General features: G+C 49.2%; 13 protein-coding genes and 3 tRNA genes. 5 read left to right on the top strand and 11 right to left on the bottom strand.

Annotated elements, in window-relative coordinates; translation table 11 throughout:
* Nucleotides 1–45 precede the first annotated feature (45 nt).
* From FPG75_RS11660 to FPG75_RS11645, 4 genes are all read right to left on the bottom strand, one after another.
* Nucleotides 46–1,122, bottom strand: coding sequence for a hypothetical protein (locus FPG75_RS11660; protein ID WP_143307030.1), 1,077 nt, complete (start codon nt 1,120–1,122; stop codon nt 46–48).
* A gap of 65 nt (nt 1,123–1,187) precedes the next feature.
* Complete coding sequence (locus FPG75_RS11655; protein ID WP_143307029.1) at nt 1,188–2,999, bottom strand: STN domain-containing protein; 1,812 nt, start codon at nt 2,997–2,999, stop codon at nt 1,188–1,190.
* Nucleotides 3,000–3,001: 2 nt separating this feature from the next.
* Complete coding sequence (locus tag FPG75_RS11650; RefSeq protein WP_143307028.1) at nt 3,002–3,982, bottom strand: FecR domain-containing protein; 981 nt, start codon at nt 3,980–3,982, stop codon at nt 3,002–3,004.
* Nucleotides 3,983–3,992: 10 nt separating this feature from the next.
* Nucleotides 3,993–4,571, bottom strand: coding sequence for an RNA polymerase sigma-70 factor (locus FPG75_RS11645; RefSeq protein WP_143307027.1), 579 nt, complete (start codon nt 4,569–4,571; stop codon nt 3,993–3,995).
* 234 nt (nt 4,572–4,805) lie between these two features.
* Here FPG75_RS11645 and FPG75_RS11640 point away from each other — a divergent pair, with 234 nt between their 5' ends.
* Entirely contained in the window at nt 4,806–5,306 is a 501-nt protein-coding gene (locus FPG75_RS11640; protein WP_161596765.1) for an OmpH family outer membrane protein, read from the top strand.
* A gap of 169 nt (nt 5,307–5,475) precedes the next feature.
* Here FPG75_RS11640 and FPG75_RS11635 read toward each other — a convergent pair whose 3' ends face one another.
* Both FPG75_RS11635 and FPG75_RS11630 read right to left on the bottom strand, forming a co-directional pair.
* Nucleotides 5,476–5,769 (bottom strand): GNAT family N-acetyltransferase, encoded by a 294-nt coding sequence (locus FPG75_RS11635; protein ID WP_161596764.1) that lies wholly within the window; start codon nt 5,767–5,769, stop codon nt 5,476–5,478.
* Nucleotides 5,770–5,917: 148 nt separating this feature from the next.
* Nucleotides 5,918–6,820, bottom strand: coding sequence for an SMP-30/gluconolactonase/LRE family protein (locus tag FPG75_RS11630; protein ID WP_161596763.1), 903 nt, complete (start codon nt 6,818–6,820; stop codon nt 5,918–5,920).
* A 154-nt stretch (nt 6,821–6,974) separates the two neighbouring features.
* Here FPG75_RS11630 and FPG75_RS11625 point away from each other — a divergent pair, with 154 nt between their 5' ends.
* Both FPG75_RS11625 and FPG75_RS11620 read left to right on the top strand, forming a co-directional pair.
* A complete protein-coding gene (locus FPG75_RS11625) occupies nt 6,975–7,937 on the top strand; it encodes a DUF2157 domain-containing protein (protein WP_143307023.1) in 963 nt (320 codons plus the stop codon).
* Entirely contained in the window at nt 7,934–9,082 is a 1,149-nt protein-coding gene (locus tag FPG75_RS11620) for a hypothetical protein (RefSeq protein ID WP_143307022.1), read from the top strand. Before FPG75_RS11625 ends, FPG75_RS11620 begins: the two co-directional genes overlap by 4 nt.
* A 138-nt stretch (nt 9,083–9,220) precedes the next feature.
* Here the strand turns inward: FPG75_RS11620 and FPG75_RS11615 are convergent.
* The 5 genes from FPG75_RS11615 to FPG75_RS11595 form a co-directional block, all read right to left on the bottom strand.
* Nucleotides 9,221–9,296, bottom strand: a tRNA-Gly gene (locus FPG75_RS11615).
* A gap of 57 nt (nt 9,297–9,353) precedes the next feature.
* Nucleotides 9,354–9,429: transfer RNA gene (locus FPG75_RS11610), tRNA-Gly, on the bottom strand.
* A 195-nt stretch (nt 9,430–9,624) separates the two neighbouring features.
* Complete coding sequence (locus tag FPG75_RS11605; RefSeq protein ID WP_143307021.1) at nt 9,625–10,851, bottom strand: PepSY-associated TM helix domain-containing protein; 1,227 nt, start codon at nt 10,849–10,851, stop codon at nt 9,625–9,627.
* Nucleotides 10,852–10,987: 136 nt separating this feature from the next.
* Complete coding sequence (locus FPG75_RS11600) at nt 10,988–11,194, bottom strand: hypothetical protein (protein ID WP_143307020.1); 207 nt, start codon at nt 11,192–11,194, stop codon at nt 10,988–10,990.
* A 65-nt stretch (nt 11,195–11,259) separates the two neighbouring features.
* On the bottom strand, nt 11,260–12,282 hold the full coding sequence (locus tag FPG75_RS11595) for a glycosyltransferase family 2 protein (protein ID WP_143307019.1): 1,023 nt from the start codon (nt 12,280–12,282) through the stop codon (nt 11,260–11,262).
* Between the two features lie 120 nt (nt 12,283–12,402).
* Here FPG75_RS11595 and FPG75_RS11590 point away from each other — a divergent pair, with 120 nt between their 5' ends.
* On the top strand, nt 12,403–13,551 hold the full coding sequence (locus tag FPG75_RS11590) for a sensor histidine kinase (RefSeq protein ID WP_143307018.1): 1,149 nt from the start codon (nt 12,403–12,405) through the stop codon (nt 13,549–13,551).
* A 79-nt stretch (nt 13,552–13,630) separates the two neighbouring features.
* Nucleotides 13,631–13,717 (top strand) — tRNA-Leu (locus tag FPG75_RS11585).
* Nucleotides 13,718–13,822 lie beyond the last annotated feature (105 nt).

Below are 13,822 nucleotides of genomic sequence, written 5' to 3'. Positions count from 1 at the left end.
CCTCCAATCAAAAAATCCGTAAATCAAAAAATTCACAAATCCAATCTACAATCTTATCTGCACCCCGGCCTGTCCGCCAAAATACCCTGCTTCGAATTTATTATTATCTATACCATGTCTGTTGGTCCACAGGTAATGCTTCATCAAATCCTCTCCCAGCCCGTTTTTGGTGTGGATAATGTTGAAGGTAGGACCTGCAAATACTTCTATCCGGGTACCGAAACGGTAGGCAGGGAAAATGCCCAGCGACCATTTACCGTAAGGATCTTTTTTGAAATCGGTCAATACGGTCTGGTAGGCTTCTGCATTCAAACGGAAATGCGCCGACAAAGGAATATGCCAGCCAATACCCGCTTGCAGCGCATACAGCGATTCGCCGCTGTACTGCACGTTGTAACCAGCGCCCAATATGCCATACATGAATTTACCGCCTGACCTGAAAGCAGCGATGATATTGGCTGTTTCATCCACGCTCACACTGATCTGTTTCTCCCCGTGCTTCGTAATGTTCACCACGCCTATCGGATAATCGCAGCTGTCGGAGATATTGATAAAACCTACCTGTACGCCTTTCACTTTTTTGGCAACGTTGAGGAAGCCGCCAACCTGTACTGACACATCACCGGCTTTGTTCATAAAGCCTGCTACCTGTGTGCTTCCGGCAGCGTCTTTGGCCATGTTCATGAAACCGGCCACCTGCACGCCATTCAGGGTGGCGGCGTTATTCAGGAAGCCCGTTACCTGTGCGCCGTTTGCCTGATGCCCGGTCAGGTTCATGAAGCCCGATACTACCGCACCATCTGAACTGGTACGGATACTATTCATGAAACCCGCCACGGTAGCAGCGTGCGAGGTGCGGTTAATAAAGTTGGAGAAACCGGCGATTTGTGCGCCGGTGGCACTGTCTTTCACAATATTGGCAATACCAGCAACTGCCGATCCTGTTTCCGCTTTGGAAACACCTGCCAACACGTGCAGCGAAAAATGATTGGTATAGAGCGCTGCGTTTTTTCCGTTTGAACTGAGTGGATAAACGAATCCGATATGTGCCGGTGAAACATACGATTGCGCAGAAGCCGCCATGGTAAAGGCACACAAGGCCAGTAAAAATATTCTTTTCATTGTAGAGGTTTTGTTAATCGATTCTGAATAACGACACCTCAATAAAAAGTTACCCCTACACGCGCTTAAAATAAAGTGATGCCTGCCTGCCAACCCAGCCATCCATGGCCACTATCGCCAATCCTGAAACCCGGATAGTTAGGCGGGATATTCGTTTTGTAACCATGCGATGGTACTCCGTTGTTGTTGAAATAGACCACCAGCGCAGGGCCGCCAAATAACGCGATCTGCTTGTTCAGCCGCCATTGCAGGGAGGGTTGTAAACGGTTGATCTGTGAAGTATGCGACCAGTCGCCCAGGAAGAGCGTCTGCGAAGTGATTTCGGCAGTGATAACGAGATGGTGCGGTAATGGAAATTCATGTCCCATACCATATCCGAATGTATATGATTTGTTATTGGCTCCCACACTGGCGCCCGCCACCAGGATGCTGTACAGCTCTTTGCGCCCGCTTTTCCACGCGAAGTTGAAGGGCGTGAGCTCTGTGCTGAAGAGGGATAATTTATGATAACCTTTCTTCACAAAATTGATCAACCCGATACTATAACCGGTGGAGGTATCCGCAATATTCACCAGGCCTACCTGTATGCCATTCATCTTCCTGGCGTAGTTAAAAATAACGCTTACCTGCGCGCCATTGAGTGTGCCGTTCACGATGTTACCTACGCTGGAAACCTGTGTCCCGTCAGCATCTCCTCTTACATGAGAAACAACGCCGGAGACCTGCGCACCGCCCATGCTACTGTCGGCATCATTATAAACACCGCTGATCTGCGCGCCATTCATATAGCCGCTTGCCAGCGATATGACGCCTGATAGCTGCGCACCTTCCACACGTCCGGATATTTTGCCTACCACGCCGCTGAACTGCACCCCTAGCACATTACCACGCACGATATTGCTCACTCCCGCTACCTGAACACCCGTCATCGAGTCGAGCACATTGTTGTGCAAACCGGCTATCTGCGCGCCTTTCACCTTGCCGCCAACGATATTGATACCGCCTGATATCTGCACCGACTTCACATTATTCTTCACGATATTGAACAGGGTACCAATCTCCAATCCGTCTACGCCGGCGGTATAGCCGCCGGTGAGGTTGAGGGATAACTTGTTCACTACCTGTCCGCTCATTTTGCCGTGCGTGCCCAGTCCGGGCGCAATAGAGGCCTGGTAAGGCTTATCGGCCAGGAAGCGGATGTTAAGGCTTTGCGCCTTCTGCCGCGATGATAACATCAAACGGCCAAACCAGGTTTTTTCTACCATCTGGTAGCCGGTGATTTCAACGGTTTGTAAAGTATGGGTAACGGGAGAGATGGTTACGGCGATATCCTGGTCTACGCCGGAACGCAGGAGCAGCGAGGTATCGCCGTACAGGTCCTTACTAACGCTGATGGCTGCGGTGGGATATTTATCCCTTAACCGCAGCCTGAAGTAACCATCGTTATTAGTGAGCGTAGAAATGAGTTGCTGTCGCTCATACACGCTGGCATTGGATATCCGCTGCCCGGTATGCCGGTCCGTGACAAAGCCGCTGACGACAAAATACGCCTGCCCCGGCCTTTTCAGCAAGATGATATAATCCCCTGATTCTTTGTATTGATAATTGCCATCCAGCAGGATATCGAGCACCTGTTTTACCGTTTTGTTCTGTACAGAGAGGGTAACAAGGCTATCCTGTGGCAAACTGTTACTGATATACGAAAAATAGAAACCGCCCTGTTTGCCGATGAGGTTCAACACAGCTGAAAGCCGCTGCTGTTTTACATTCAGGTTGATGCTCTTGTTAAGCAATCCCTGCGCAAAGGCGCCAACAGTGCAGCAAAGAAAAAGAGCGGTGGTAAAAAATATCTTTTGTAAACAAGGTTTCCGTAACATAATTATTTAAGTGTGATCTGATCACCGTCTCTATCTACTGTGATATTGTAGGTAAGGCTGATAATACGCAGGATACTATCCAGTGAACTATTGGCAAAGGTAGTGGTAATTGGCATATTCCGCTTGCTGCTGTCGGCAATGGTAATATGCACACCATATGCTTCCTGGAGAATATTAGCCAGTTTCCACAGGGGCGTGTCGTTACATACGAAAGAGCTGGTGCGGTAGTAGTTGTACAGCTCATCGGTATTGTCCTGTTTCACGGGCGCATCCTGGTTATCGGCTACGGTGGCCTTTTCATGTGATTTGAGCTGCACGCTGTTCTTGTTCTTCACCACTTCTACGGCGCCTGTTTCCACGATCACTTCTGTTTGTCCGCCGCTGCTCTTCACGTTAAAAGAGGTGCCTAATACTTTTACTTCCACGTCATTTACTTTGAGCACAAAGGGTTTGGAAGGATCGGTGGCGATATTGAAGAAGGCTTCGCCTTCCAGCTTTACCTGCCTTACCTTACCGAAACTGGCGGGATAGGAAAGTTTGGATAGTTTATTCAGCGTCACCATGGAGCCGTCTGGCAAGGTATCCAGGCGGATGGCCATGGCGGTTTGTATGATGTTCATGTTGGCAGACGAATGTCCTTGCCACCAGAACCAGGCGCCGGTGGCGCCGAGCAGCACTGTAACGGCAGCGGCTATACGCAGCCAGTTATTGCGGCGTGGTTGCATCTCCACGATGCGCGCGCCGTGATCGTTGTTATTATTTACCCGCTGCTGAAAACGTTGCCAGGCATCGTTTTCGTTCACGGTGCTGACGGCGGCGAGCTTCTTGCTTTCATCCCAGATCAGCCGGAAATGATCAAAATAGCGCTGATGTTCGGGATCTGCTGCCAGCCATTGTTCTACTGCTACCTGCTCATCAGGCTCCGCGATCCTGAGCAGATATTTCACCAGCAAGTCGTCGTTCATATGATCTTTGTGCTTCACTTATCCACATTTACAGGTTGAGCAATAGTAATAACAGTAAGGGAAGGAAATCCACCAGGTTGAGGCGCAGTATCCGCAAGGCTTTGCCCATCTGGTTTTCCACAGTTTTCACCGAGATGCCCAGCCGGTTGGCGATCTCCTGGTATTTTAATTCTTCGAAGCGGCTCATCTGGAAAACGGTCCTGCACTTTTCCGGCAGCTCGCGCAATGCCAGTTCCAGCCGCTCTTCCAGCTCTCTCAGCATCACTTTGCCGGAGGTATTTCCTGTAGCATGTTCGTTGCTCATCTGATATTTTGTGTGCGCCTGATGCGTCGCTTTTACTTTCTGATGGCGGAGATAATTGATACTCTCATGGTATACAGAGCGGTACAGGTATCCCGATACAGATTCCTTGATCTTGATATCACCCGATTTTTCCCAAAGCTTGCAGAATACGTTCTGTACCATCTCTTCCGCCATGATCTCATCTTTCAATATCGTACAGGCATAAGCATGCAGCCCTTTAAAATGGGTTTTAAACACTTCCTCAAAAGTGAGCGTATTTTCTTTTTCCAGTAACGAAGCGCTACCGGTATCATGCAACTCCATGCGTAGGTTTTGATAACTGACGTCAAATATAATTCCTTCTGCCAATTGCGTGGGTTTTATAGACGACACGCCAGGTAGTTTCCACCCCTACGCCCGGCAGCATTTTTTTTCCGGCACAATGTTATCTCCCTACATATCAATACATTATATCATCTCTCCACTTTAACATTATCTTATATAACTGTTATAAAATATTTCACAAATGGGATGATAATATTGCTGAAAATTGTCCACATGAAATTTATCTGTACCTGCCTACTGTCACTGTTCTTAGGAGCCAGCGCCTTCGCCCAATCCAAAACCGCTTACATCAATTTCCAGCAACTGGTAGCCCAGATGCCTGAAACCAAAAATGCGACTGCCAGTTTACAGCAGTACCAGTCCGGCCTTAGCAAAGACGGCCAGCAGCTGGTAGCGGAATATACCCGTATGGCGCAGGAATTTGACAGCCTTCCTAAAAACACCAGTCAGGCAGTCAGAGAATTGAAAGTGAAAAGTCTGCAAACGGCGCAGGCCAATATACAGGAGTACAGAGGGCGTATGGAAGAGAAGATGGCGGCCAAAGAGCAGGAGCTGCTCAAACCTATTGTGGACAAAGCAAAAACGGCTTTAAAGGCGGTAGCTAAAGAAAAAGGCTACTCGCTCGTGATTGATAACTCCAGAGATGCGGTATTAATTGCCGAAGAAACCGATGACCTGATGGCCGCGGCGAAAGCGAAGTTGGGGATTAAATAGTGCCTGTGAGGGTTCCCGGTTAAACATTTCCGGATTTTGAAATGAAAGCGTATACATAGCTCCTGCACGGGTATTGCTTCTTCCGCCATTCTAATAATAGCAATGTCTGCATCCGTTCAAAGCTACACGCCAACAGATCAAAGTCCGGAAATATCTTTTTTATGATTTATCAGATGTGCAAGCCATGCGCCAGCAATGCTTTCCAGCGCGGGTTGCTACGTACAAATTCCGCTACTTTTTTGCTGGACGGTACCATACGAATGTTCTGTGACTGGATCTCTTCCATCACTTTGCCCAACAGCAGCGGCGTAACGCCTTGCTTCTCCAATGTGGGCGGTACTTCGGCTCCCGTTAAAAATATGCGGCTGCCGTTTCTTTCATAAATCACTTTGGCCAACTGACCGGCGATATGTGCCTCGAACTGCCTGGCCTCCTTGTTGTCGATAATTTTGAAATCCTTCATGGTCATTTAATTATTTATACTGATGTTTTCATGGTAACGTGGAATAGGGAAACATCTGCAAAAGGGAAGTTGAAATAAGATAGCAGGATTAGTTAGTTCCGGCTGCAAAGATACGACAAATGAGGCAGAATACCCGGGGCAACACTTTTTATAGTTTAAAATAGTTGACAGTCAAGCCTTTAACGGGCAAAGTAATTTTAAATACGCTGCCGCTGAGCGGGTATTGAGCCAGCTCTTCCGGCGATAGATGTTCCCGCGCCGTGGTAATCAGCAGTTCGTTCATCCCCGCTCCGCCAAACATACAGGACGATACCTGCAAGGCCGGTACGCTCACCTTGGCAGCCACCTGCGCTGTAAGCGGATCCCAGCAGTATACCGCTGCGCCGCCCCAATGCGCAATCCACAAACGCCCCTGCTCATCCGCACACATACCATCCGGAAGGCCCATCCACTGCGGGATTTCGATGGCCCGGCGGATAAACGTAATATCCCCGGAAGCCGCATCATAGGCAAACTCCTGCACACAACGGGTATGGGAATCGTTGTAATACATGCGCTGCTGCTGCCATACGATGCCATTGGATACACTCACTCCCTGCAAGCGCGGATACGGTGATACGCCCTGTTTCAAGCCTGTTTCAAGCCTGTTTACTGCCTGTATAGTGTATAGCGTACCTGCGCCGTCCGCCGCATCAAGCGCCATGGTGCCGATCCAGAGGCGGCCGTCGGGGTCGCAGCGGCCGTCATTGCAGCGCATATGTGGCCTGGCGTCAATAACAGCCAGCGTATCGATGATACCCCGCTCCGGCGAAAAGCGCACCACACGGTCCTGGAGGCCCAGCAGCAATTCTTCGCCTCCTGCCACGGGCGCTATGGCGCTTACAAATGCGGGCATCGGGAACGATTGCGTATAGCCGTCGGGGGGATAGATATACAGTACTTTGCCCAGGATATCCACCCAGCACCAGCAGGCCCTGTCCGGCCACCAGCAGGCGCTTTCGCCCAACTCATTGTTTTGTTCCACGAAAAGGGAGGCCTCAAACTGTTCCATATAATTTCGTTTATTCGTAAGCGTTAGATTGGTTCTATTTATACAAAAATATCGCGCAGCTTTTGTATCAGCTGCTACCTGCTTCGCTATTTTAATAAATATTTTAACCATATTGGCCGTAATTGTGCTAATTTTCAGGTCGCTAATCCCCAATATGGACATACATTTGTTTGAAAAGTTACGTCGGGCCCAGGTAATCAGCGATGCCTCGCTGGAAAAGGTTAAAGCCGTCGAGAAAAACCGCCTCTTCTCTCTTCACTGGGAAATCAAGACCTTGCTATACCTGGGCGTATTGCTGCTGAGCGGCGGACTGGGTATCCTCGTCTATAAACACATCGACACCATCGGCCATCAGGCGATACTGGCGCTGATAGCCGCTATCAGCACTGCCTGCTTTGCCTATTGCTTCCGGAAGGCCAGACCCTTTTCCTGGCAAAAGGTAGCATCGCCCAACTCATTTTTCGATTATGCGTTACTGTTAGGTTGCCTTACGCTGATCACTTTTATTGGCTACCTGCAAGTGCAGTATACCGCCTTTGGTAACGCTTATGGCCTCGCTACCTTCATTCCCTTGGCAGTATTGGCTTTCAGCGCCTACTACTTCGACCATCTCGGGGTATTGTCGATGGCGGTGGTGAACCTCGCAGCATGGGTAGGTGTGGCTATCAGGCCACTGGAATTACTGCATACCTGGCAATTTTCAGCGCCTGTCACCATTTACACCGGCGCCGCGCTGGGTGTGTTCCTGCTGCTGGCAGGAGAGCTTACGCAAAGAAAAAATCTGAAAGCACATTTCGCCTTCACGTATCATAATTTTGGTACGCATATTTTCTTCCTGGCCTGTCTGGCCGGCATGGTGCAGCTGGACGCCATCTGGGTGCTGCTGCTGGCCGCTATGGCAGCCTATGTGTACCAGCGTGCTGCCCGCGAACGTTCGTTTTATTTCATACTCATCACCATACTCTATGCTTATGTGGGCCTTAGCTACCTCGTTCTGCGAAGCCTCGACCACATGAAAGATTTGGACGCCATCTATCTCGGCCTTTTCTATTTTCTCTTCAGTGCATTAGGCGTAGTGCTGCTGCTTGTTCATCTCAACAAAAAACTCCGGCAATGATCGCATATGCTTCTACAGATCTCGATAACCTGGAAATCAGGCAGGCAGCGGATTTAGCGCTGCGTCAACAATGCACTACGCCGGAGGAGCAGGCGGCCGTGCGGGAAAAATTTCCGGTGAATTTTTACACCCCTAACCCCGTGATCAGGATAGGACTTATTCTCCTGACCCTGCTGATCGTATTGGTGGCATTGGGTTTGGTGGCCTTGATGACATGGCACACATCTGACGACACGATCATCCGTACAACCGTCATCATCTTCTCTTTTGGCTGCTATGCCGCATTGGAGGGCTTTGTACGTACCAGGCATTTTTACCGCGCCGGCGTAGACGATGCCTTGTTATGGTCTTCTATGTTCTTGCTGGGCGCAGCTATCATAGTAAACACCAGGATGCCCGAATCCGCTGCATGCCTGATAGCGCTGGCGCTATGCCTGTATGCTACTTTACGTTTCGCAGATGTCCTGGCTGCCGCAGGAGCATTGCTATCATTGCTGCTGATGTTTTTCTTTTTGTTGTCGGGCGAAGGAAAATTAGTGACGCCGGTAGTGCTGGCGCTCATCTCAATTGGGGCATATGTGCTGGCACGCTGGCTGGGCAAGCAGGAACAGTTCCGTTATTACCGCTTGTGTTGTACTGTATGGGAAGTGTTGTCCTTACTAACACTCTATGCGGCTTTGAATTATTATGTTATCAATGAGGTGGGCAGGAATATCTATCAACTGGATGAAAAACAGACTGGCAGCAATTTACAGCTCTTCTGGTTCACCACCGTGCTCATTCCTTTAGTGTATATTTTCTTCGGCGTGCGTAAGAAAGACGCGATACTGTTGCGTTGCGGCCTTTTGCTGTTGGCGGCCATCATAGGTACCATCCGTTATTATCATGCCGTGATGCCGCTGGAAGTAGCGATGGTATTGGCCGGCATCGTGATGATCGGTATTTCGTGGGGGCTTCTCCGTTACCTGCGAACGCCCAGGCATGGCTTCACTTACCAGGCGCCCGATGATCCTGCTATGTTAGATAAGCTCAATGCAGAATCGCTGCTGATCGCACAAACAATGGTACCTGCACCACCTGCAAAACCAGGCTTCCAGTTTGGCGAAGGCACCGGCAGTGGCGGCGGCGCCAGTGGAGACTACTGAATTATTTTGTTATTTGATTATTTGTTTATTTTGATATTTAGGTTTCAGGAACATCTTCATAGAACCTAAATATCAAAATAAACAAATAATCAAATAGCTAAATAAAAAAAGCCTGACCGAAATATATCGATCAGGCTTTGGAGCGGAAGACCGGGCTCGAACCGGCCACCCCGACCTTGGCAAGGTCGTGCTCTACCAAATGAGCTACTTCCGCAAATTGTCAAACATTATCTTTTTAACGATGAGGCATCCTTGTGATACATCATCAAACTGGAGCGGAAGACCGGGCTCGAACCGGCCACCCCGACCTTGGCAAGGTCGTGCTCTACCAAATGAGCTACTTCCGCATGATTGTCAAGAACTTCTCAACTTTTACCGGTGGTCACCGTTTTCGTTGGGATTGCAAAGATAGGAAACGAAGTTAATTCACAAAATTTTTTTTAAACTTTTTTACAGATTTATACAGGAGAGATTTTAAGCAGCCGGCTGTAATGCTTTACCATCAAGCATTACAGCCGGCGCAAAAAATGAATATTTTTCACTTACAAAGCGGCAGTCTGTACTATTTTCTTAGCTGTTGTGGTAGATTTTTTACTTTTCTTTCGCTTGCCCCACCACACGTAGAAGCCCGTCACCGGCAGCGATCCGCACACGAGGCTCACCACAAATGCAATACATTTTCCGATGATGCCGCCAATAGCGCCTACATGGATATCATAGTTCATATCGATCAAACGTTCGCCCCTGTTCTTGTGATGGTCGTTGCGCCGCCCCAGCAGTTTTCCGGTGTATTGATCAAATTGCAACTGATCCGCGCCATAATAGTTTTCATTGGTATTGTAACCACTGATCGTATGTACCCCTTCAGGGAACGTTGCCGGATATACGAAGAAACGTTTGGCATCGGGGAGCAAGGACAAAGCCGCCTTGAAAGCGATATCCAGCGGTTTGTTGCCAGCTGGCGCCTCCTGCTTCACCGAGGCCACTTTCGCCACCACCGGCGGCGTGGTACTGCCTGATGCTACTACATACACCGTAGCCTGAAACCAGCTGAAAGCCCATACCATGCCCGTCAGCGCAATTACCAGCGCCACAAGCAAAGTGTAAAAACCTAACACATTATGAAGGTCGTAATTCACCCGTTTGAAGCCTGCTTTCCATTTGATGCGGAAACTCTTTTCGCGGTTGGCTTTGTTCCATTTCTTCGGCCACCAGAGCACCAGGCCGGTAAGGAGCAATATCACAAAAATAAATGTGCCCCAGCCCACGATCGGCTGGCCATAAGGCGTATTGAGCAAGAGGCTCCAGTGCATGCCTTTTACGATGGAGAAAAAATTATGCTTGTAGTCGAGCACGCCGGTCACTTCGCCGGTATAAGGATTTAGCATGGCCGCCTGGTAGTATTCAATACCACCGAAATAGGTAAGAGCGGTATCATTGCTTTTATAGGTAGAAAATTCCCAAGCCTTGTCCGGCGCGCGCCAGGCGGTAACGCCCCTGATGGGCCTGTCGGGCCCGAGGGCCGCCTGCGCCTTTGCCAGCAGCTCCGTGAGTGGCAGAACAGGCTTGGGTTGCGGGCTTACATACATCTCCCGGTGATATACCATCTCGTTGATCTCTTTCTGAAAAACGAATAAACAACCGGTAACACTTACTATCAAAACGATGATTCCTGAAGCCAGGCCCAGCCACAGGTGCAGCTGTGCCGCCATGGCCTGCCACCACGACCTGTTACGTTTCTTTGCCGGCTTCTCCTTGCTGTTGATCATAAAACAAAAATCTGACGAAGACGGCAAACGGCTTACTCACATCGGGAATTACATTTACGAGATCAGGAAAGAAACAGGCATAAAAAAAGCCTCCTGTGCTACAGGAGGCCCGGATAATTATGTTGAAGCGGATTGCTTATTTGTATTTTGGATCGTAGAGCGTATTACCAGGAACGACTACATCCGGTTTGCCGGCATATTTGTGTTTGTAGAGATTGTAGCAACCACCCAGCATAAAGGCTACCAGGCAAAATACACCCACGTAATAGATGAAGCGTGAAGTAGATACTTTATCCAGGGTGATATCGTTCTTATTTTCTACTGTATTTGTGTTCTGTTCCATATGTAATTTATTTCCGACGCAAACTTACGTCAAGATTTTAATTTTTACAATTGTAAAATATTATTTTACCCGTGCAGCTTGGAGAACTGTTTCCGGCGGAGGAAATAGTAGCGCCAGATCATGATGCCGTGGAATACGCCGTTCAGCTTCATCAGCTTTTTCTCGGGCAGCTGGTCTTGCTTCACGTAGGTGCGGCGCCAGCGGTAGTAGTCTTTGTACGCCCGCCAGATGGCGGCCATATCTTTGGGTTTGCCCGATACCAGGCTTTTCAATCCTGCCAGTATATCGAGGAAAAAGCGCTGCGACAGCACAATCCAGCGGTCTTCGCTGTGCAGGTTCTTCCAGAGCATCATCAGGTTGTTGCGGAAATTGAGGTATAGCTTGCGTGGATTGCCCTGTGGCAGGCTTCCGCCGCCCACATGGAATACCCGCGAATCCGGGCAATAGCAGATGCGGTACCCCGCACGTTGCAGGCGCCAGCAAAGGTCTACCTCCTCCATATGTGCAAAGAAGTCACGGTCGAAGCCTCTCATCTCATGAAAGCAGGCCGACCGGATAAACAAGGCAGCGCCGGTAGCCCAGAATATATCCTGCACATCATCATATTGCCCATAGTCTTTTTCAGTGGTATAGAGGATACGCCCCCGGCAAAAGGTATAGCCAAGGATATCCATCCAGCCGCCGGCAGCGCCGGCATATTCAAATTCATCGGGCTTGTGCCAGGAGCGCAATTTGGGCTGACAAGCCGCAATGCGGCGGTCTGACTCCATCAGGGCCACCACCGGCTCTATCCACCCGGGCTCCACCTCCACATCCTGGTTCAGCAACACGTAGATATCTGCCTGCACATGCTGTAACGCTTCGTTATAACCGCCTGCAAAGCCGTCGTTACTGGGGTTCTGCACGATCCTGACCTGCGGAAAATGTTCCCGCACAAAGGCCACGCTATCATCAGTAGAGGCGTTATCAGCCAGCACCAGTTGCAGGTTAGCGTAGGTAGAACGGCATACAGACGGCAGGAACTGCTCCAGAAAAGACTTTCCATTCCAGTTCAAAATAACTACGGCTACTGATGGCAATACGGGCAACTGATATTACGTTTATGCGTGAATAATAATTTTCGGAGATGCAAATATGCAACAAAGGATTTTAATATTTGCAACCCAAATTACGAATCGCTGTAGCGGAATTAGGCTTAAATTAGAAGTATGTTTAAACAGTTTATAGGCTGGAAGTTTGTACTGGCCGCCATAGCGGTGGTGATCATTGTTACCACGATATGGTTTGTCAGTACCCTGTCGGGGAAGATACAAGGCGAGGAAAGAAAAAAAGTAGCTACCTGGGTGGAAGCCAACCGGGAGCTGCTACGGGCCGACACCGACGCCAACCTGAACCTGGCCATCGAAATTATCACGAACAATACCACCATCCCGCTTATTCAAACCGATGAACAAGGCCGTATCATCGATAGCCGCAACCTCGATTCTGCCCTCATCGCGCAAAATCCCACCTATCTCCACGAACAGTTACAATCTTTCAAAAAGCAGCATCCGCCCTTTATCATGGAGGTAGACGCCAAACAAAAAGTATACAACTACATCTACTACGGCGATTCCGTGATATTAAGGCAGATCCGATACTACCCTTATATACAGCTGATTGTAGTCACCCTCTTCATTGCCGTGGTCCTTTTTGCATTATCCAGCACCAACCGCGCCACCCAAAACCTGGTATGGGTAGGGCTGGCCAAGGAAACGGCCCACCAGCTGGGCACGCCGCTCTCCTCTATGGAGGCCTGGCTGGAACTGCTGCGCGAAAATGAAGCCAACGCGCCACTCGTTACCGAGATGAGCAAAGATGTAGACCGCCTCAAACTGATCACGGACCGCTTCTCCAAGATAGGCTCCGTGCCCAGCCTGGAAGAAAAAGATATCGTTCAGCAGATCGATAATATGGTGAACTATATCCGCAAAAGAGCGCCACAAAAAGTGCAGATTACCCTGCACTCCAAAGAAAAGGAACTGCCGGCGATGATCTCTCCGCCACTGTTCGACTGGGTAGTGGAAAACCTGCTCAAGAATGCGCTCGACGCCATGGAGGGCAAAGGCAAGATCGATATCTCGATAGATAATCATCCCACCTATATCACCGTGGATGTAGCAGATACCGGCAAAGGCATTCCGAAAATAAATTTCGAGAAAGTGTTCAAGCCCGGCTTCAGCACCAAGAAGCGCGGCTGGGGCCTCGGCCTCTCACTGGCCAAACGTATCATCGAAGATTATCACAAAGGCCGGCTTACCGTGAAATCCTCTGATATCAACAAAGGCACTACTTTTCGCATCCTGCTGCGGAAATAAGAATCGTTTAAAAAAAATTGAATAAATAAATTTGGTTATTTGCAAAAAGCCCTTACTTTTGCATCCCATTCTACCAGATGCGAAGGTGGCGAAATTGGTAGACGCGCTACTTTGAGGTGGTAGTGCCTGAAAGGGCTTGAGAGTTCGAATCTCTTCCTTCGCACCAGATAAAACCCCCACGTTTTACGTGGGGGTTTGTTGTTTTAGTACCTTTCTCTTTCTTTCGTATATCCGGTACCGTTATACGTACTTCTACGGGCTTTTTAAATTT

It is taken from the genome of Chitinophaga vietnamensis (genome assembly GCF_902167635.1).
Lineage (GTDB): Bacteria > Bacteroidota > Bacteroidia > Chitinophagales > Chitinophagaceae > Chitinophaga > Chitinophaga vietnamensis.
The sequence above is the reverse complement of the archived record's forward strand: the minus strand, read 5'-3'. Positions and strand labels throughout refer to the sequence as shown.